Source organism: Paludibaculum fermentans (assembly GCF_051172195.1).
GTDB lineage: Bacteria > Acidobacteriota > Terriglobia > Bryobacterales > Bryobacteraceae > Paludibaculum > Paludibaculum fermentans_A.
In genome coordinates this window covers 6,521,449-6,541,839 of the sequence record NZ_JBPJAQ010000001.1, presented here as the reverse complement: position 1 = coordinate 6,541,839, position 20,391 = coordinate 6,521,449, and the positions used below count along the sequence as shown (strand labels likewise).

General features: G+C 61.8%; 12 protein-coding genes. 3 read left to right on the top strand and 9 right to left on the bottom strand.

Annotation, left to right across the window (positions count from 1 at the left end):
* Nucleotides 1–2: 2 nt before the first annotated feature.
* From ACR9Y2_RS26295 to ACR9Y2_RS26270, 6 genes are all read right to left on the bottom strand, one after another.
* Nucleotides 3–800: a DUF4159 domain-containing protein gene (locus ACR9Y2_RS26295; protein WP_435044701.1), complete on the bottom strand. Its 798-nt coding sequence runs from the start codon at nt 798–800 to the stop codon at nt 3–5.
* A 213-nt stretch (nt 801–1,013) separates the two neighbouring features.
* Nucleotides 1,014–1,874: a sugar phosphate isomerase/epimerase family protein gene (locus ACR9Y2_RS26290; RefSeq protein ID WP_435044700.1), complete on the bottom strand. Its 861-nt coding sequence runs from the start codon at nt 1,872–1,874 to the stop codon at nt 1,014–1,016.
* Nucleotides 1,875–1,879: 5 nt separating this feature from the next.
* Nucleotides 1,880–3,502: a CRTAC1 family protein gene (locus ACR9Y2_RS26285; RefSeq protein ID WP_435044699.1), complete on the bottom strand. Its 1,623-nt coding sequence runs from the start codon at nt 3,500–3,502 to the stop codon at nt 1,880–1,882.
* Nucleotides 3,499–6,243 (bottom strand): tetratricopeptide repeat protein, encoded by a 2,745-nt coding sequence (locus tag ACR9Y2_RS26280; RefSeq protein ID WP_435044698.1) that lies wholly within the window; start codon nt 6,241–6,243, stop codon nt 3,499–3,501. The genes ACR9Y2_RS26285 and ACR9Y2_RS26280 overlap by 4 nt, the downstream gene beginning before the upstream one ends.
* Nucleotide 6,244: 1 nt before the next feature.
* On the bottom strand, nt 6,245–9,424 hold the full coding sequence (locus tag ACR9Y2_RS26275; protein ID WP_435044697.1) for an FG-GAP-like repeat-containing protein: 3,180 nt from the start codon (nt 9,422–9,424) through the stop codon (nt 6,245–6,247).
* Nucleotides 9,425–9,609: 185 nt separating this feature from the next.
* A complete protein-coding gene (locus tag ACR9Y2_RS26270; protein WP_435044696.1) occupies nt 9,610–11,679 on the bottom strand; it encodes a CHRD domain-containing protein in 2,070 nt (689 codons plus the stop codon).
* A 160-nt stretch (nt 11,680–11,839) separates the two neighbouring features.
* Between ACR9Y2_RS26270 and ACR9Y2_RS26265 the strand changes: the two genes are divergently transcribed.
* Nucleotides 11,840–12,289: a hypothetical protein gene (locus ACR9Y2_RS26265; protein WP_435044695.1), complete on the top strand. Its 450-nt coding sequence runs from the start codon at nt 11,840–11,842 to the stop codon at nt 12,287–12,289.
* Between the two features lie 9 nt (nt 12,290–12,298).
* Nucleotides 12,299–13,501 (top strand): M14-type cytosolic carboxypeptidase, encoded by a 1,203-nt coding sequence (locus ACR9Y2_RS26260; RefSeq protein ID WP_435044694.1) that lies wholly within the window; start codon nt 12,299–12,301, stop codon nt 13,499–13,501.
* Here ACR9Y2_RS26260 and ACR9Y2_RS26255 read toward each other — a convergent pair whose 3' ends face one another.
* The 3 genes from ACR9Y2_RS26255 to ACR9Y2_RS26245 all read right to left on the bottom strand — a co-directional run bounded on the left by ACR9Y2_RS26255 (nt 13,502) and on the right by ACR9Y2_RS26245 (nt 17,538).
* The gene (locus ACR9Y2_RS26255; protein WP_435044693.1) at nt 13,502–13,822 is read right to left on the bottom strand and encodes a PspC domain-containing protein; all 321 of its coding nucleotides are present in this window, start codon (nt 13,820–13,822) and stop codon (nt 13,502–13,504) included.
* Between the two features lie 63 nt (nt 13,823–13,885).
* A complete protein-coding gene (locus tag ACR9Y2_RS26250; RefSeq protein ID WP_435044692.1) occupies nt 13,886–16,360 on the bottom strand; it encodes a glycoside hydrolase family 95 protein in 2,475 nt (824 codons plus the stop codon).
* A gap of 35 nt (nt 16,361–16,395) precedes the next feature.
* Entirely contained in the window at nt 16,396–17,538 is a 1,143-nt protein-coding gene (locus ACR9Y2_RS26245) for a glycosyltransferase (RefSeq protein ID WP_435044691.1), read from the bottom strand.
* 714 nt (nt 17,539–18,252) lie between these two features.
* Between ACR9Y2_RS26245 and ACR9Y2_RS26240 the strand changes: the two genes are divergently transcribed.
* Complete coding sequence (locus ACR9Y2_RS26240; protein ID WP_435044690.1) at nt 18,253–20,382, top strand: OmcA/MtrC family decaheme c-type cytochrome; 2,130 nt, start codon at nt 18,253–18,255, stop codon at nt 20,380–20,382.
* The last annotated feature ends 9 nt before the right edge of the window (nt 20,383–20,391 follow it).

The window sequence follows — 20,391 nt, the reverse complement described above, 5'->3', positions numbered from 1 at the left end:
TTCTAGTGAGTCATTGAATAGATGATGTAATTCAGCCCGGTGCGGTAGGCTTGCGACGTATATTTCTCAGGATAGTGCGGGCTGTCGGCCCATTCCCAGGCGTCGCCCTGGTCCATGTTGTGGCAGATGGCCACTACGATCCGCCCTTTGTCGTCGCGTACGGCCCGCCACTTCGGCTCGTAGCCGTCATACTCGTAGGTCTTGGTAAAGGGATAGTTGACGATGCCAGGTACCTGGATGCGGTCCTCCAAGTCATACAACACATGGAAAATCGGATCGCTGTTCTCGATATCGACAATCGGGCGGTCGCCAAAGCCCTTGTTCAGGCCGGCGGTGAAGACATCCCATTCGAAGGTCCCGTGGAAGTCGTCCGTCATGAGGAACCCGCCGCGGTCCGTGAATTCCCGCAGCTTCTTCGCCTGCGAGTCCGGCAGATCCCAGTGCCCTGCCTCCACAACGTATACGAACGGGTAGTTAAAGATGTCGTCGCTGACGAGGTCGACGATGTGCTCCACACTGTTGGCGTGGATCCGCGACAACCGCCGCAGCCCCTGGATGAACTGCCGGTCCGCCTTGGGGTAGTCCACCGTCCACTGGCCGCGCATGGCCCACATTCCCGATGCCTGCACATTCCGGTAGCGTAGACGCGCGAAGTAGAACTCCGTCTTCTCGTTCGCATCCGGAGGCGTAGGGATGTAGTCCGATTCGGGAAAGATATCGCGAATCCAGCGCTGCCCCATGAGCGAACACACCAGCAGCAGGCCTAATCCAACGACAGTCGACAGCCTGCGCAGGCGCAATCAGATTCCCCCTCTTGTGCGCTCCAGAATAGCAAAACCCGGCTGCTTCTATTGACGCGCAAACACGCGGCCGGGTATCGGAAATGTGAAATATACTTCGAGCAGCCAGAGAGTTGCGGCGATCAACCACCAAGCTGTCAGCATTCAGCGGTCAGCTTTCAGCTTGGGCCGGGGGAGCTGATAGCTGAAGGCTGAGCGCTGAAAGCTAAGGCGCTACGCCGCCAGCAGCCCCCGCAGATTCCATCCGCAGATGATGCTGCCTTCCTTCTTGTTCCCGTTCGGGCCGGGCCAATGCGTCTCCAGGCTCACCGCCCCCTGGTACCCGTCCTGCAGCAGCGCTGCAATCTGGCCCTTCCAGTCGACATGCCGCGACCCGACCGGGCCCCATACCGGCTTGTGCCCTTCCATATGGCAATCCTTCGCATGGACGTGCACAATCCGTCCCTTCGGCAGCAGGTTGTACCCATACGGGTACGGCTCCTCGCCCGCCACCAGCGCGTTCGCCGGATCCCACACCAACTTCAAGTGCGAATGCGGAACCGCGTTCAGAAATCGGGCAGCTTCCGCCGCCGTGCCGATGTTGCACGCATGTTCGTTCTCAATCCCACAGATGATGTTGTGGGCTTTGAACTGATCGGCCATCTTCGATAGCGCCGCGCAGGCCGGCTCAAAACACTTCTCCGGATCCACCGTCCGCCAGAAGGAGAACACCCGCACCACCTGGGCGCCCGTCATCTCGCAGAGCTGCAGCGCCCGGTCCACCAGCCGCGGCTGGTCGTCAATCGTGTGCGTCGAACCGAAGATATCCTGCTGGAACCGGCTGTCCACTTCGCCGCCGTCCGGCAGTGTGCACTTCAGAATCGGCGACGACAGACCCAGCACCCGGATGCCCTTCGCGTTCAGCAGCTCCATCGCCTTCTTCACTTCATCGTCGGTGAGGTTCATGATGTTCTTCCCCCACACGACGCGCAGTTCGCAGGCCGTCATGCCGATGGGCGCCATCGCCTCCAGCGCTTCACCCAGGTCGGGCGAGAATTCATCGGTAATCGCTGCCAGTTCGAGTTTCGGAGTCATACGTTCTATTTTGCCTCTTCCATCACCAGGTGTTGATCCGGCTTCACATTGGTGAGCCGCTGTTTCACACCGCTAGGCCATTCTATTTCAATCGAGGTGATGGAGGAATCCTTGCCCAGCCCGAACGCCAGGGCTAGGTCCGACTGCGAACAGTAGCTCGACCCGCTGTGCACCGTCTGCCATTGCTTGCCCGACGCGGACTCCACGCGCACCACTGCGCCAATCCCGCTGCGATTCGACTTACCGCCCTTCAGCCTGATATTGATCCAGTGGTTCTTCGCCGTATTCGCGTCGTTGCGGTACAGGTACGCCGGACCGTTGTTCGTTGAGATCAGCAAATCCAAATCGCCGTCGCGATCGAAATCCGCATACGCCGCTCCGCGCGCCACTACAGGCCGCGTCAACTCCGCGCCGAGCTTGGCGCTCACATCCTCAAACCTACCCTTGCCCACGTTGTGGAACACCAGCGGCGGTTCGGCGAACTTCACCTTCGGCTGCACCCGCCCGATCTCCTCCTCGATATGCCCGTTGCCCGAAAAGATGTCCAGCCAGCCATCCAGGTCGTAATCGAAGTAGAACACGCCAAACGCCAGGCTCAGCAGCGACGCCCGCCCCACGGTCGACCGCGGAGCCTCGTCCACGAACAGCCCCTTCCCTTCGTTCCGGTACAGTCCCAGCATCTGGTTCGTGAAGTTGCCCACCAGCAAATGTGGCCGGCCGGAGCGGTCGAAATCGCCAGTATCCACGCCCATCGCTCCACGCGCCACGCCGTCTTCGCCAAACGCCACACCCGCTGATACGCCCTCCTCCGCGAAGGCGCCGTTCTTCAGATTCCGGTACAGCTTGTTCGGCTGCGTATCGTTGGCCACGAACAGATCGGGCCAGCCGTCGCCGTTGTAGTCGAAGACGGCCACGCCCAACGACTTCGACGTCGCGTCGTAGACCTTGGCCTTCTTCGTCGCGTCTTCAAACTTGCCGCCGCCCAGGTTCCTGTACAACTTCGACGACACACCTTTGTAGGACTCCGGCGTGCAATACGACTTGCTCACACCGTCGAGCGAACACCACAGGTCCTTCTCCCTCGACCACTGCACGTAGTTCGCCACAAAAATGTCCAGGCGGCCATCCTTGTCGTAGTCCACAAAAGCCGCCGACGTTCCGAACGCGGCATTGTCGATCCCCGCCGCCTTCGTCACATCCTTGAACTTGAACCCGCCCTCGTTGTGCAGCAGCCGGTCGCCTTCCAGCGCCGTAATGTACAGGTCTTCCCTTCCGTCGTTGTCGAAATCGCCGGCCGCGACACCCATGGCGTACATCTCGACATCCAGGCCGCTGCCCGCCGTCACATTCGTAAACGTGCCGTTCTTGTTGTTCCTGTAAACCGCGGAGACAGACCGCCGCCCCTTCGGCGTCCAGTCCTTGCTGTTCAGCAGCACGATATCCGGATACCCGTCGCCGTCCAGATCGAGAAACGCGCAGCCGGAACCCATCGTCTCCGGCAGCCACTTCTTCCCAGCCTTGCCGGCATTGTGCGTGAAGGAAATGCCGGCCGCCTTGCTGACATCGGTGAACTTCGGCGTCTGGGCGGCTAGCGAGCCGACCACGGCGAGCAGAATCAGCGCTCTCATTGGATCACTCCCGCCTTCTTCACGCTGAGTGCTGAGGACTCGTGTTCGTGGATCGTCTGCCGCTCGTTGTTGTCTTCCGGAGACAGTTGCCGCATCTTGGCCGTCAACGCCTGTGACGACTCGTCCGCCTTGAAGCGCATGAACAGCTTCTCCTCCCTGGCCGCCTGCTCCGTATCGCCCAAGCCGCGGCACGCCAGCATCAGTGTGTAGTGCGCCTGTAGATCCTCAGGATCCACATCCAGCACTCGTTTCAACGCCTCCACCGCACCCTTGTAGTCGCGCTTCAGGAACAGGATCCGCCCAATCTGGTTCTGCACCACACGGTCCCGCGGATACTTCTGTGCCGCCACCTCCAGCGACTTCAACGCCGCGTCATAGTCGCCTTCCGCCTTCTGCGCCATCGCCTGGAAGAACCAGATGCGGCCCAGCGACGAATCGGCCTTCATCGCCTTGTCCAGGAACTCCTTCGCGCGCTCGATCTCGCCTTCCTGGATCAGGGCCCGCGCCACGTTCAACCAGCCATCGGCATACTCCGGCTGCGCCTCGGTGACGCGCGTAAATCCATACTCCGCGGCCTTCAAATCGCCCTGCAGCAGAGAGCCGATGCCCCAGTCGTTCCAGCGCTCGCGGTCTGCCTTCTGCGCCTCCTGCTTCCATACCGTCGCTTCCCCGGGCTGCGCCAGTTGCAGCTTCACCTCCGCCTTGGCCAGAACCGTAATTGGGATATCCGGCACCTGCACCGCCGGATCCTGCTCCGTCTGCCGGCTGTCATAGTGGATGCTCACCAGCTTCGGATCCTGGCCCGGCTTCACCTTCATGCCGTAGCTGAACTGGTTGTAGTAGTGGGTGAACTTGCGATAGTTCAACTTCGCCGTGAACGTAATCGGCCCCTTCGCATCCTTCGGGATCTTCACCCGGTAATGAGCCACATCGGCCGCGCCCGGCGGAATCAGCCGTACATACAGCAACGACCGTGCCTGCCACGCATTCCGCTTGTTGATTGGGTTCGAATCGCCATCCAGCATGTACGACTTGTAGAAATGCGCCCCCGGCTCCACCGGAGCCAGGTTACCCTGCTTCGGGTTCTGCAGATTGCCCGACAGGAACACCTGCTTGCCCGTCGCGTCGTGCCCTTCCAGTTCCACCCAGATGTCGAACGCATCCACCGTGCCGCCCGGGAAGAAGTGGCCAATCTTTTTCGTCCGCACCACCACATCCATGCGGATGGTCGACCCCGGCTGGAATTTCGTCGAGGTCTTGTCCAAAGGCGCTGCCAGTTCGGAAACCTCCCGGATCATGTACGCCGAGGACGCCTGCTCCGCCTCTTCCCCCACCGCGAACGTCGTCATCGTCTGCGGACCCGCATCCGTCCGCCGCTGCATCTGCGTCTGCGGAGCCTCCCCCGCCGGAGCCGCCGCGAAGATGTCCACCGAGATGAACCCGGACTGCAGGAAGCCCTGCACCGCCGCCAGTTGCGTCTTGTCCCCATTCACAAAAGGAACCGCCGTATTGGCCGCCGCAAAACGGTGGTTGTGCACCATCCCGTCGCGGTTGCCCGGATCCTTCGACGGCACCAGGTCCATGTGGCAGCCCGAGCACGTCTTCGATTTGTCGGGATAGTAGAACGACCGCGCGCCCTGCCCGCTGACGCCCGACGCCTGCCAGTTGTCATAGTCGTTGAACCCGCGCATCCAGCGGTAGTTGTTCACCGGTTCGTCCAGATGCACCTTATGGCACGTCGAGCAGAACTCCGCGCTGTCCTTCATAAACGGCTTCAGGAACGTGCGCCGGTGCGGCTCCGGCTCCACCTTGGTCAGGAACCGGTCCACCCAGTGGATCAGCGGATTCTTCGACGATGCCAGATCGTGCAGCTTCGGATATTCGATCGTGAACCCGCCATTGCCCATGGTCGAATCGACATGCGTAATCGAGTGGCACGACACGCAGCCCAACCCGTTCTGCGCCTCGGGAGTCTCAATTTGGTCCTTGATGGGCTTCTCAAACCGGCCGTTGAAGAACACTGCGTGGTCGTGACACCCGGCGCACCATTTGGATCCGCGCGTCCCCGAAATGTCCTGCATATACTCGATCGACTTCGAGTAGTACTTGTTGTTGAACGACGAGAAGTGGTGCATCGACGATTGCCACTGCTGGTAGATGTCCTTGTGGCACTCACCGCAGAACTTCGAGTCCATGAAGAACGTCGACGGAATCACACCGCCCACATTCGTCTTCGATGACGACGGCCAGAACGGCGTCTTCGGCCCGCCGCCCTCTCCCTCCATCGAAACCGGCACATAGCCCGTATTCGTCACCTTCAACTGGTGCTCGGGAAAGACCTTCTGATACCCCAGCGCCGCCACGCAGAACACAGCGCTACAGGCGAAAACCAACTGCGCCGATCGCCGCTTGGATTCCACGACAATCGCCAGCGCGCCCAGCAGCCCGGCTCCGATATGAGTCCACAGCAGCCAGTTGAACTCCCGCGCCGCACCCACCACGGACAGCGCCCCGCCCGTCGCTACGCCGACCACGGCGTAGAGTGCCATGCGCCGGTACTGCGGCGAGGTAAACGCCAGCCACAACAGCGCCGCGGCCCACACCGTGCCCAGCCCGATGTGGACTAACACGTTGGTCATGTAGAAGATGCCGGGCGTCGCAAAGGCCAGCAAGTAGAAGCTGTTGACGAGCAGGACGAGGAACGCCAGCCCGGCCCACCGGGCGGTTTTCGTCAGATTCATGTCAGTTCACCTGTTTGGAACGTGTGCCGGATTCGTGCAGTGCGCGCATCAGGCGCAGTGCGGGTCTCGTGTTGTACTGCTTCTGGTACTCGCGATACTCGGGCGAATCTGGGTAATGCTGACCCGCCGGATAGGGATAGGCGCTCATGCCATGAAACGGCAGTGGTTCCACCGTCTGCGAATAGGCCGTGTTGGCGTCGCGGTCCTTTGCCCAGCCATCCACCTTCAACAGCCAGTCGCGCTGCCAGCCTGCCGGCAGCGTGGGTAAAGCGCCGCCATCGAACTTCAACTGAACCTCGTCACCGGACCCCATCACCACCAGTTTGTCGTCCACCTCGCCCAGCAGCGGGGTCACCGCGCCATAGCGTGTATACTGCCCCGGAGTCGGATTCCACATCGAGGTCACCGCCGGGTTGTCATAGAAGAACTGCTCCGGCTGCTTGCGCTCCGGATGCACGATGTTCTTCGAGAACCCGCGGAACCGCAGGTCCGTCTGGCCGGCCGCGATCTCAGTCACCCTCACCTGCGGAGCCGCATTCGTCTCGCTCAGGAAGATCTCGTCCCAATACAGGCAGAGATTGGTCACAATCCGCACTGTCCGCGAATTGCTCAGGAACTTGCCCGTCAGGTCCACCGCGATCGTCTTCGGCTTGCCGGCCGGCATGCCCATGTCCTCGATCACCGTAACCCACTGGCCTGTCTTGTCTTTCACCTGAAGCTTGGGCGTTGCCAGCCCGGTCTTCGTCCGCTGCGACTCGCCCAGGAACGTCGACCCGTCCGCCCAATCCACCCAGCCGTGCATGATCAAGACCGCCCGGTTGTCCTTCGCCGCCTGGCCGAAATCCAGGTCCAGCACGTGCATCGACGCCACGTTCTGCAGATCCCGCCGGAAGCCGTCCGGATAGCGCGCATCCTTCTTCAACACCGCCGCCGTCACATCCCGCCCGCCGTCCTCCGTCGCTTTCCTGGGATACACCCGCTGCGTCACGCCAAACAGCCGGAACTCCGGGAAGGGCGGCGACTTCCACTTGTCGTTCGTGTACACTTCCTGCCCGGCAGGATGATCGACCGCGATCAGCTTCACCTGGTCAAGATAGGTGACCTCGCTCAGCTCTTCCGTGATCCTCACCTCGTACTGCCTGTCTACCGCCTTCAGTTGATCCCCTCGAATCGAGATGAACTCGTCATGATCAACCGGGAAATACTGCCCGTCCCCTGACGAAGCCCCCAACGGAGCCACGCCCAGGGTATCCGTGATGAACTCGAATTCACGCCCGTTCCAGGTCCAGATCGTCGGGCAGGACCCCGACAGCCGCTGCGCCTCTTCAAACTTCAACGCAGTCGCGACCTTCTGCTTCATCTCGTTCTGAATCAACCCGTTGGGCCACGTGATGCGGATCGTGTCGATCTCCTTGTTGCCACGGATTCCCACCGTCAGCGGATACCCGCGGTACATCTGCTTCTGGTACAGCGAACCGGCCTTTACCTCGACCTCAGTCCCCGCCGCCAGCTTCAGGTTCTTCACGCCATTCAAGGCGACACGCGTCCAACTGGTCTTGATCAGCGACTGGTTCATCAGCCGCTGCACCGTGCCGTCCGGCAGCACCGCTGCCGCATCCACCCGGCCATCACCGTCAAAATCGGCCGCCGCCAGCGCCGCAACTTCCGCCGGCAAACCCACCGTTCCCGCCTGGGCGACAAGTGTCGTTTTGCCTCGATTGCGGTAGACCTGTCCGCCGGTCAGCGCATCCAGCAGCCCGCGATTCTCGAAATCACCCAGGGCAAAGCTGCCCTTCGCCGGCCACGCCAGCGTCTGGAACGCTCCGTTCTGGTTCAACGCCGCGCCGCCCGTCCACACCAGGTCCAACTGCGAGTCGTTGTTCAGGTCAGCCACCGTCAACCCAGTGGCGCCTTGTGGTACGGCCGTCAATTCCCTGGCTTCGTATTGGCCGGCCAGCCGGTCCTTATAGAGCACAGCATTTCGCCCGGCATACGCGATGATCATGTCGTGCGACTTCGTATCCGGGATCACCCGGATCTCTACCCCGGCGACAGCAGTCCCGGCCACGAACGGCAAATCGGCCGTATGCTCTTCAAATCCGCCAGGCATCTGATTACGCAGGAGTTTCGTCTGCGCCCCCAGCAGCATCAGATCGAGATCGTAATCGTGGTCGTAGTCGATCCACAAGGCCGACTCAAACCGCCCGGCCGGCAGCTCCACACCCTTCTTAAACCCGGCCTTTGACCCCTCCAGCAGCACGGCGCCGGTCTTCGTCAGGACGCACAAGTCTACGAATCCGTCGTTGTTGTAGTCGCCCGGCACGGCCGCCAGGACATCCTTCAAAGCGCTGAAAGCCGGCTGCGGAACCGGCGTCAGTCCTTTACGAAACAAACCCAGGCCGCCACTGGAAACAACCAGCAAATCGGTCGAGCCCGAGCCGTCCAGGTCGATCACCTGCAGCGAAGCCCCAGCCGCTGTGAACTTGCCCGGCAGCGCCGTGGCCGCGAACTTCAACGGCCCCGGTTGCGCGGCATCGGCCGCCAATGCGCCGTCCACCGGATCCAGGATCTCGGAGTACAGGCTCCACTCGACGTCCTCATTACCCGTGCCCGCATCGTCATGCGTCTTCTTGAGAGCCTGGAACCGCCCCAGTTCGACCTTGGCCTTGTCCGGTTCGCTCTGCTGCCGGTAGAAGTTGAACAACTGGAAGTGCGGAGCCGCGAAGTTGGGATCCAGCCGCGCACTCAGCTCGAACTTCCTGTTGGCGTCCTCCGCCCGGCCAATTGCCTTATACAGCACCCCGAGGTTGTATTCGGTGATCGCCTCGCCCGGCACCAGCCTGGCCATCTGCTCCAGTTGCGCGATCGCTTTCTCTGATTCCCCCATCTTCTTGAACTCAATGCCCAGGTTGAACCAGGTATGGGGGATCTTGGGATCCTGCTTCTGCACCGCCTCCAGTTCCGTCATGCCCTCCTTGCCGTTGCCGGCGCGCAGCAGCGCCAGGGCGTAGTTCAGGCGGTCCATGGCGGAGCCGGGATTGAGCTTGTAGGCCTGCTTAAACTGTTCCACCGCCTGGGCTTGGGTGGTTGGATTCTCGTAATACGCCTTGCCCAGCGTCCGCAGCCGCAACAGTTGCTCTGAGGCGCCTCCAGGCGGCTCAGCCGGGAGAACGAACGCCAATACCGCGAGCGCAACGCAGCCCCCACAGACAGACACACCCCTGAAGTTCATCTCCAGTATTGAGACACAACGTTGAAACAATGGTCAATAATATGACCCTACTAGTCGGCCGCCCGCCCAAATAAGAAGCCCGCCGGAGGAGGCTGAATCCTCCGGCGGGCGCCCATCTTTATTTAGATGGCCGGTTACTTCACAGGAATGGTCACGGAGTTCGAACTCACCGTCGCGCCGCCAACGGTCTGGCTCACAGTGACGGTGTTATTGCCGCTCACGTTGGGCACCACTACCACTACGGCATACACCCCGGCTTGTCCGGGTAGCATCGCCGCACCTACCACCGTGGCGTTCGTCGTACCGAACTTCACCACCGGGCTCGGCAGCACGAAGGCAAACGACCCGGCCGTCGCATACTGCCCCGTCTGCATCGGCGGAACAGTCAAACCGAAGTTGGTGCCGACGATGCCGATCTGCTCGCCAGGCACCGCCGGACTCTCCGGCCGCACCAGCGTCAAATCGGTGTTGTGGAAGGCAATGCCGCCGATCTTGTCGAAGAACAGCGCCGGAGCCACGGAAGCCACCGTGACATCGGTACCGGCGCTCGACCCGCCGGAGGTCACCACCGTTACCGGCTGCGTACCCAGGGTGACGTCGGCCGGAACCTGCGCCACAATGTAGTCGGTCGGAATCAGCCCATTGTCCCTGGCCAATGCGATGATGGCCGCCTGCTTGCCGCCGATCAGCACGGCCGTACCGTTCAACTGCAGCGGAGCCTTCGACTCATAGGCCGCCTCGCTGCCCGGAGCGCTCAGCAGGTTGCTGCCGAAGATCGTCATCCAGCCCAGCGGGGAAACCTTGTTCATCGTCGGATCGCTGACGCCTGCGATGATCGCCGAGATCACCGGAGTATTCAGCACCGTGCCCGTCTGATTGCGGAATACACCGCCCGGGAAGTCCGAGGTGTGAATGTTGTAGTAGGTGCTGTTTGGGTCGATCGACACCTGGTTCATCGACCGGATGGCCAGGTCGCTCGACTGCACCAACGCCCGGAAGACGTTGCCGAAACCGCCGGGATTCACCGGCTGGTTGGCCGCCCCGAGTCCGGAATTGATCACCACCGGACCATTGGCGCCCGACGCCCCGTCGTGGATGTGCATGCCCGTGATCTGCACGCTGGCCGGGAAGCGGTAGTTGGCGTCGAAGATCGTATAGCCCGCAACAATCCAACCTTCGTTGTTCCTGATCGTGTGCATCGTGAACGCGGCATTCGCCGTGGCATCGATGTTCGTGGCCGGAACTTCATTCGTTGTCAGCAGTTGCGTCTGAAAGTTCATCCTGTCGGTGTTCCGCAATTGGGCGCGAGCAGCACCGCCCGGCGATACCGTAGTGTGGAGGTTCACGTAGTACTGCGAGGGCGCTACGAACAAACCGTACACCGCCGCAGCCTGATTCGGGTTGGCCGGGTCAATCTGAACTTCATATCTCAGATTCCCGCCGGCCGGATTGGCGGCCAGTTGCCCGCTGAGCCCTGTATTGATCACGACCCCGGCATTCGCGCCGGCCGGGCCGTTGTGGATGTGGAAACCCGTGAAGTTGGTGCCATCCGGGAAACCCGAGTAGTTGGCGTCGAAGGTGACTTCGGCCGAGATCGGGATCCCCTCCGCCGTGCGGGCGGCAATCACGTTGATCGCGCAGACGGCCTTGCCGGTGCTCCCGGTGATGGCCGGCACTTCGTTATCCGGGCTCATCAGGCCCATCAGCACCAGGCGGTCGGCTTTCAGCAACTGGCCGCGCATTTCACCGCTGGGATTGCGGGCGGTGTGGATATTCAGGTAGAAGCCCGAAGGATCGGCCACCAGGTCGCGCAGGGCGGTGAGCGCGTTCGCATTGGTGGGCAGCACCGGACCCTGCAGGGCGAGGGTGCCGCTGGTGGCATCGGCCACCGGCGTGGAGAGCGTCGAATCAATCACCACTGGTCCATTCGCGGTGGCGGCTCCGCGGTGGATGTGCATGGCTGTGATATTCGAGGTCACGGCCAACTTGTAGACGGACTTGAAGTCCACGGCTCCGCTGACGATCTGGCCCGAGGCGTCACGAGTGACATGGACCAGCAGCGTCGCGACGGCGGTGGAGGGATCTCCTGCGATTGCGGGCACTTCATTCAAAGAGGAGAGGTTGACACGATATGGAATCGTCTCGATGGACTGCGCGGCCATCGAAAGAGCGAGTGCGAAACCAAGGAGGAGAGTTTTTTTCATGGTTGGAGACATCCCAGAAAGACCGAACGTTGACCCCAGTAGCTCCATTTGGTGGGACTACCGCCAGATGGGACAGACTCTTAGAGCTCCCCAGAACAGAAAAGATTCATTGAATGAGTGGGATCGGGCATAATAGAGGGAGTCCGATCGAGAGAGGCTCATGTTCTTCAAGCGCGAAAAAGCAAAAGAATCCACTTTTTCCACCCAACTGGACAGATTGCGGAGCGCCGGCTACACGGTGGAAGCATCCGGCAGCCAGACGCGCGTCGTCAAGGGGAAACTGGGCGCCCTCGTCCAGGCACGCGCCGACGTGGATCAGGACGACCAGAACCTGGCACTGTGCGAAGTGGGGCTTGTCGTCGGTCCGGAACTCGCCTTGTTGACCGACCTCGGCTTCCAGAAGATCTTCATGACGCCCAGCGGTAAGAAGATGCCCGCCCTCGCTGAGCACCTCGTTGCCCTGCACGCTTTTGAGGAAGACTTCCGCGAAGATGCCGGCCTGACCAGCCTCTACAACCACGGCCTCGGCACCACCAACGAAAAGCACCTCTACGATCGTGTCAAGGATCGCGACCACGGCGTGCCCACTCGCCCGTGGGAAACGAACTAAGTTTCCCCTATGTTGGCCCTGTTGTTGGCCGCCGTCACGGTGTCCACCTCCTTTGAAGGAGGCAATCTCGGCAAAGTCGAGACCGTGGCGCCCGAGCATCTGCGCCTGGCCGTCAAAGGCCAAGCCGATCAGAACGGCCGCAACCGCCAGGCCAACTGGTATTACTTCGAGCTCAGGAATCTGCCCAAAAGGCCCTTCCGCTTCGACCTGACCGATCTCGTCGGCGAGTACAACTTCAAGCCCGGCAGCCACGCTGTCACCAAAGGCACCCGACCCGTCTATAGCTATGACGGAGGCCGCAGCTGGACGCATTTCACCGACGACCAAGTGTCCTGGAATGAAGAGGTCAAGGAGCTCACCGTCCGGTTCACACCCGCCCAACCGGCCATCCGCATTGCGCACACGCCGCCGTACACGAATTCAAACCTTCAAGCATTGCTGAAGGAATTTGGATCCAAACCATTTATTAAACAGGAAGTTATTGGCAAGAGTGTGCACGGCCGCCCGATCCCGCTATGGACCGTGACCGACTTCGACACCCCGGAAGCCGGCAAGCAGGTCATCTGGTGGATGGTGCGCCAGCACGCCTGGGAGACCGGGACCTCGTGGGCCCTGGAAGGCGGGCTGCGGAAACTGCTGGCGACTGAATCCGCCGGAATCCGCAAGCGGTTTGTTTTCAAGGTGCTGCCCTGCCCCGATCCCGAAGGCATGGCCGAAGGCGCGGTTCGCTTCAACGCCAACGGCTACGACATCAATAGAAACTGGGATGCGATCGACCCGGTGACGATGCCCGAGATCGCCGCCATGCGCAAAGCGATTCTTGCCTGGGTGGATTCCGGGCACCGCATCGATCTCTTCCTGGCGATGCACAACACGGAGTCGGTCGACTACATCGACACGATGCTCTCCACCGGCGGCCCGGAACTAAACGCCCTGGCGCAACGCTTCCAGCGTCTGCTGAATGAAAAGACGATGTTCTATGCTCCGAACGGGCCGCGGGATGCCGGCGAATCCACCACACCCGGCATGAAAGGCCGCAAAACCGTTCACCAGGAACTGTTTGCGGCCCGCAAGGTGCCCGCGTTCCTCATGGAGCAGATGGTCGAAAACCACCCGCGGCTGCACCGTCCGCCGACCGTCCAGGATCGCCTCGACTTCGGCGCCGCCCTGGTCGACGTCCTCACGCAGGCCGTTGCACCCGCCAAACCGTAATCAGGCAGTCGCCTGGTAGGATTGCTCGTCGTCGCGAGGCATGCAGATCCAACCGATGATGTAGGCGAGCACACCGAAGCCGTGCAATACCACGCAAGCCAGCAGGACGACCCGCACCAGCGTGACATCCCAGCCCAGGTGCCTGGCGAGCCCGGCGCAAACGCCCGCGATCTTCTTGTTAGCGATATCCCGCGCCAGTGGCTTGGGAGGCTGGTAAGAAGGTCTCGCTGCACCCGCCGCGGGACCGCCCGCGGACTTCCCGCATTGACCGCAAAAACGAGCGTCGTCGTTCATTTGGGTTCCGCATTGTGTGCAGTACATCTTGGATCTCCTTGCATCTACAGATACGGTGCGCCCCCGGCGGTTGTTCCGGTAATCGGAAACTCAGGCCGAAGGAAATGTCGTGAACTCCATTCGCTTGCCTTTCAACGTGGCCGTCCGATCCTTGTACCGCAGCCGGCACTCGCCGCCATGCTTCGACCGGATCTCCACCCGCGCCAACTGGCCCTGCTTCCAGGATAGATCCACCTCAAACGCCCCGCGCGCCCGCAAACCCGTCACCTGCCCGTCCGGCCATGCGTCCGGCAACGCCGGCAGCAGATGCAGTTCGCCCATGTGGCTCTGCAGCAGCATCTCAGCAATGCCCGCCGCCCCGCCGAAGTTCCCGTCAATCTGGAACGGCGGGTGCGAGCAGAACAGGTTCGGCATCACCCCGCCTTTGTTGAACTTACCCGGCGCCGACCGCCCCGGCTCGAACAGGTTGCTCAACAACTTATAGGCGTGGTTGCCGTCCAGCAGCCGGGCCCAGAAGTTGATCTTCCAGGCGCGCGACCAGCCCGTCCCGCCATCGCCCCGCAGCTCCAAAGTCCGCCGCGCCGCCGCGCACATCTCCGGCGTGGTCCTGGGATGGAATTCGCGGCCCGGATGCAACCCATAGAGATGCGACACGTGCCGGTGCTCACGCTCCTTCTCATCGAAGTCTTCCGGCCACTCCTGCAACTGGCCTCGCGCCCCCACCTTGTACGGCAGCAGCCGGTCGAGCTTGCCCTGCAGCTCTTTCCGGAAGCCCGCGTCCACACTCAGGATCTTGGCTGCCTCCATGCAGTTGCGGAACAGATCGCGCGTGATGGCCAAGTCCATGGTCGGCCCCATCGTCACCCCGGCCGTCTGCTTCTTGCCATTGGCGTCCAGATAGACGAAGGAATTCTCGGGCGAATTCCCGGCCGCCGTCACCAGATGCCCGTGGCCGTCGTCGACCAGCCAGTCGCACAGAAACTCGGCCGCACCCTTCATCAGCGGATAGGCTTCGGCCAGGAACTGCCGGTCGCCGCCGAACTCATAGTGATCCCACAGGTGCTGGCACATCCACGCTCCGCCTACCGGCCAGAACGAGGGAATCGCGTCGTTGTCCACCGGCTGCGTACCGCGCCACAGCGTCGTGTTGTGGTGTAACACCCAGCCCCGGCGGTGGTACATCTTGGTCGTCACCTGCCGGCCGGTTGCGGCCAGCTCGCGCACCATCTTCAACAGCGGCTCCGTGCACTCCGGCAGGTTGGCCACCTCGGTCGGCCAGTAATTCATCTCGGCGTTGATATTGGTGGTATAGCCGCTGGCCCACGGCGGAATGACCATTGGATTCCAGATCCCCTGCAGATTCAACGGCTGCGTGCCCGGCCGCGAACCGGCGATGGTCAGATAGCGGCCGTACTGGAAGTAGAGCGCTGCCAGCGAAGGATCACCGCCGTTCTTGAACGCCGGAATCCGCGCATCGGTCGGCAATTGGCTCTGTTTCGTTGCCGCGCCCAGGTCGATGGTCACTCGCTTGAACAATCGCTGGTGATCGTTGACGTGTTCGTCGCGTAAGGCCAGCCAGCCTTTCGTCGAAGCCGCCGCCATCTGCCGGGCCGCGATCTGCTCCGGATTCAACCCTGCTTTGCTGGGGCTCTTGTCGAAGCCGTTGAAACTGGTGGCCGCGGTCAGCAGCAGGACGGTCTCCGTACTGTTCCGTACACTCAGAACGCCCTGGTCGACACTCGCCGTGCCATCGGTGGAATGGACCTGAACCCTGGCTTCAAAGAACGTCCCCAGTCCGCCCGCCTCTTTGCCGTACAACACCGCTTTGGCATACGGCTTCCTGGTTCCATCTGAATTCCAGATCTCCGGGTACTTCCACTGTTCGTTGCGCTTCTCCACCCACTCCAGCGGACGCCGCAGTGCGAATCCGGGTACCTGGCCGTGCATCCGGATACTGTCGTTCCGGTTAACCGAGATCATCTCCGCCGTCGGATGAACCGATTTCAACCTGGCCTGGAAGCGCAGCGCCCGGGGTGCGGACGCCTTCAGCCGCAGCACCAGCACCTGGCCCGGTTGGGAGATGAAGCATTCGCGTGAGAACTCGACCCCGCCCACCGTATAGACCGTCCGCGCCATCGCCTGCGCCAGATCCAGTTCCCGCATATATGCACTGGCTGACGTTCCGTGGTCAAACGACAATAAGAGGTCACCCAGCGGCTGGTAGCAGGGCCAGGATCGCCCGGTCCAGTCTTTCGTGATGATGTCGGCAGCCTCGGCGTACTGCCGCTTCTTCAGCAGGGCCACCACTTCCTCGAACCGTCCGCTGATATCCAGGGGCAGGTTGTCGACGCCGGGCTCGCTGGAGGTGAGCGTGTCGTCGTTCAGCGAGATCAACTCCTCCGGCACGGAGCCGAAGATCATGCCGCCCAAACGGCCGTTACCCAGCGGCAGGGCCTCGTTCCAGTCGGTCGCCGGAGCGTCGTACCACAGGCGGAGATTGGGATCCTTGGCGGCAGGTACGGCGAGCGAGGCCGCGCTTTGGAGAAAACTTCTTCGGGTCGGCATGGCTTGGAATCGATTCCAAGTTTACGCCCAAGCGCTTACACCCGTCTGCCTTGTGAATCGGTCATCGAGCCGAGCGCGCCCCGGACCAGTGCCGTGAAGGCGATCAGCGGAAAAAGGCACAGTGCCAGAGGCGCCCAGAGCGCCCGCAGCAGGGAGCCATACCAGGCGCGCCAGGCCAGGATTGGGGTCACAAACAGGATCGCCGCCGGCAGATCGTACTTCCAGTCAATCAGGGTCACCAGCAGGGGCAGCCAGAAGGTGCTCACCAGGATTGCAGCCAGAAATAGAAGCGGCGCCTTCCCATAGCCGCGTGCGGAGTGCAGCACCATCCATTCCAGCCCGCGCCAAGCGCCGCCGAAGGAGTGGAACATCCGCGTTTGGGCCATGCTTTCACAGCGCAGCACCGCCATGCTCATGCGATGCCGTTTGATCAGCCGTGCCAGCGCCAGGTCTTCCAACGGGTGAGAAGCCACCGCCTTGTGGCCTCCAATGAAGTTATACGCGCTGCGCCGGAAGAGCAGGCACTGGCCGTTCGCCATCGCCTCGGGGTGCTTTGGATTGTTCAGGTTGCGGGCGCTGACGCCTGTAAACGTGAGTCCCATGGCGTAAGGAACCAGCATCTTTTCATACCAGGTCACCAGGATCTGGCGTGGCAGCACTGTCGCCGCGTGCAGGCTCTTGCCGGCCGCGTAGGCCAGCAGTGACGGCAGGAATCGCGGCTCATACCAGGTGTCGGGATCGGCAAAGAGAATCCAGGCCGAATCGGTATAGAGGGCGCCCGTCCAGCAGGCGTTGGACTTGCTGAGCCAGCCGCGCTCCATGGGCCGCGCCACCCGCACCGTAGCCCCCGCTTCCTCGGCGTGGGCGGCCGTGGCGTCGGTGGAGTGATCGTCAACAACGACGCGCAGCGACTCCGGAAAGCTGCGGACCGCCCGGCCGATCACCTGTTCGTCGTTGCGCGCGGGAATAATGACGCAGTGGTCCAGGCTGCCCTGCGCGGCGACGGCGCTGTCCGACTGCAGCCGCAGTTCCGGCAACTGGCCGTACTGATACCTGGAGTACAACCCATACGCGGTGATGAGCAGGACCACCACCAGGGCAGCGCACAGGACGTACAGATCCCAGCTGGCTTCGGCCCCAGCATTGAGTTCCGGCGGCATGGACAGGATTTCTCTCACAGTTGGTTCTTCATCGCCAGCGGTGGTCCGGCAGGGGCGCAGCACGCCGTTGGCCGCAGAGCTTCACGGGTTGGTTCCGGCATTCCACTAAAAGTCGCAAACCGGCAGATTCCTCATGGATTTCTGCCGCGTCGGCCGTCTGCCTGGAAGTATCCCTTCGCCTGGTCAATGAAGCTCATTGTACGAACGTTTGACCCCGCCGCGAAACTGAATCTGGGCGAGCCCTGTCTGGGTGGGTGGGTGAGGTTGCGCACTCCCAAATGCCCCAACCAGTCAATTATTGCGCAAGGGCGGATTCGGCAGGCTGTGCCGGAGCGCCGCTGGGACGGTAAGGGGCGGTTTCCGCCAGTCGGCCCGAGCGGGTTGGCGGCCCAACCCCGGATTTCGGCCTTGAATCCATACCATGCGTTCCGATGTGAGGCAGACATCGACAATTCAGATTAGGAAACCGTAAGGGACGAGCCGTTTTCTTCTGGGGAATGTATGAGTTGGGGGGATTCACCCAATGCTGGTGGCTTTCACCCAAGCTGGACGAGAAAGTCCGCTGTGGAGATTTCCAGCAAAAAACGTAAACTACTGATTTCAGGTCTATTACTCGCAAGTTCAGGATTCGCCCGAGTTTGGACTGGTTCATGCTGTGCAGATGCTGAGCCGTGTATTGCGGCAACGGCGGTCACGCTGTAGTGAGTGGAAATAATAGATAAGGAGAGCAACATGCGCTTGCATCAACGCTCCAAGGGCTGGATGAAGTGGACTCTCGTGGTGATGGTGCTGTTAGCATCCACTGCGCTGGTCAGCTCGACGAAACCGCCCTTCACAGAGCGCGACAAGGCGTTCTACGCGGATGAAGCTTTGGTGAACTTCGTCCGTCCAGGCCTTGTGTTCACGGTGGTGAGCCCGAGTATTGCGTCTGACGGCACCTTGACGGTTCGGTTCAAGATGACCGATCCCAAAGGCGCCGCCCTGGAACGCGAAGGCATCAACACGCCGGGGGCGGTCAGCTCCAGCTTCATTCTGGCGACCATCCCGAGCGGCAACAAGTTCTATCAGTCGTATTCGAGCCGTTTGAAGACGAGCACGTATGCGCCGACGGTTGGCAAGCAGGCCCGCCAAGCCGCCGCCGACACGGGCGGCCGGTACGTCAAAGTCTCTGACGGCGTGTATGACTACACGTTCGGCACCAAGCTGCCGGCGAGCTATGACAAGACGGCAACGCACACCGTGGCCATCTATGGCAGCCGGAACCTGACCGAATTCGACCTCGGAACGAACTATGCAAGCACGACTTACAGCTTTGTTCCGGATGGTACGGCGGTGAAGAAGGTTCGTGACGTGATCAGCACTTCTTCGTGCGACAAGTGCCACGACGATCTGTCGTTCCACGGCGGCTCTCGCAAAGGCGTGGAAGTCTGCGTCATCTGCCATACGCCGGCTTATACCCTGAACGGCGTGACGGTGGACAACACCAATCCCGAGACGGGCAACACGATCGACATGACCCCGATGGTGCACAAGATCCATGCCGGCAGCAGCCTGGCCAGCGTGCAGGCGGGCGGCAAGTATCAGATCGTCGGTTTCGGCAATGCGGTGAGCGACTTCTCCGCGGTCAACATGCCGTCGAAGCCCAACAACTGCCAGTGGTGCCACGAAAAGGGCAATACCGCGACCCAGAAGGACGCCTGGCTGACGCAGCCTTCGCGTACCGCTTGCGGTTCCTGCCACGACACCACCAATTTCGCCACCGGCGAAGGCCACGTCGGTCTGCCGCAGGCGACCGACAACCAGTGCTCCACCTGCCACATTCCGCAGGGCGAAATCGACTTCGACGCCTCTATTAAGGGCGCGCACGTCGTTGAGCAGGCCTCCTCCCTCACGCGCGGCGCCGTCGCCAAGATCGTCAGCATCGAGAATGCGAAGCCGGGCCAGCAGCCGGTTCTCACCATCTCGTTGAAGGACCTTTCCGGCGCTGACATGGACATCAAGGAACTGATCCCCGGCGCAGGCCGCGGACGTCTGGCCATCACTCTGGCCGGCCCGACCACCGACTACGGCACGGGCATCAGCGGTACCGGCACGAACGGGTATGTCACCGACAACCTGACGGTCACCAGCATGACCGGCGGACCGGGCACGTACAAGTACACCTTCAGCAAGGTGATCCCCACCGGCGCCACGGGCACGTGGGTGTTCGCAGTCGAAGGCCGCACGGACGAGACGATTCTCACCGGCACGCAGAAGCAGCGCACCTATGAAGTCAACATCCCCAACGATGTGAAGTTCTTCTCGGTGGACGGCACGGCTGTGGTGGAACGCCGGAAGATCGTCGAAACGGCGACCTGCAACAACTGCCACTACAATCTGACCCTGCACGGCGAGAATCGCAATGAAATCCAGAATTGCGTGATCTGCCACAACCCGAACATGACCGACGCCGCCCGCCGTCCGGCTGCCCAGGCTCCGAACGAGTCCATCAGCATGGCCTCGATGGTGCACCGCATCCACACCGGCAAGGAACAGCCCCGCGACTATACGATCTACGGGTTTGGCAGCGCCGCGATCAACTTCAACGGAGCGGCCTTCCCTGAGCCGGCTTCCGCCAGAAGCTGCAACATGTGCCACTCCACCAACACGCAGAACCTGCCGGCCGCCGGCATCCTGCCTGTCACGGATCCGAGGGGCTGGCTCACCACGGCTGGAACCGCCTCGGCGGCCTGCCTGAGCTGCCACGCCAGCAAGGATGCGGCATCGCATGCCCTGGCCAACACCTCAGCGCTGGGCGAGAGCTGCGCGACCTGCCACGGTCCCAGCGCAGACTTCGCCGTCAGCAAGGTGCACGCGCAGTAAGCTAGAACA

What these genes read in the sequence shown, in the direction of transcription:
- ACR9Y2_RS26240 (WP_435044690.1), top strand. Translation starts at nt 18,253, where the DNA reads ATGCGCTTGCATCAACGCTCCAAGGGCTGGATGAAGTGGACTCTCGTG.
- ACR9Y2_RS26280 (WP_435044698.1), bottom strand. Translation starts at nt 6,243, where the DNA reads ATGAATCTGACGAAAACCGCCCGGTGGGCCGGGCTGGCGTTCCTCGTC.
- ACR9Y2_RS26285 (WP_435044699.1), bottom strand. Translation starts at nt 3,502, where the DNA reads ATGAGAGCGCTGATTCTGCTCGCCGTGGTCGGCTCGCTAGCCGCCCAG.
- ACR9Y2_RS26270 (WP_435044696.1), bottom strand. Translation starts at nt 11,679, where the DNA reads ATGAAAAAAACTCTCCTCCTTGGTTTCGCACTCGCTCTTTCGATGGCC.
- ACR9Y2_RS26290 (WP_435044700.1), bottom strand. Translation starts at nt 1,874, where the DNA reads ATGACTCCGAAACTCGAACTGGCAGCGATTACCGATGAATTCTCGCCC.
- ACR9Y2_RS26255 (WP_435044693.1), bottom strand. Translation starts at nt 13,822, where the DNA reads ATGTACTGCACACAATGCGGAACCCAAATGAACGACGACGCTCGTTTT.
- ACR9Y2_RS26265 (WP_435044695.1), top strand. Translation starts at nt 11,840, where the DNA reads ATGTTCTTCAAGCGCGAAAAAGCAAAAGAATCCACTTTTTCCACCCAA.
- ACR9Y2_RS26250 (WP_435044692.1), bottom strand. Translation starts at nt 16,360, where the DNA reads ATGCCGACCCGAAGAAGTTTTCTCCAAAGCGCGGCCTCGCTCGCCGTA.
- ACR9Y2_RS26260 (WP_435044694.1), top strand. Translation starts at nt 12,299, where the DNA reads ATGTTGGCCCTGTTGTTGGCCGCCGTCACGGTGTCCACCTCCTTTGAA.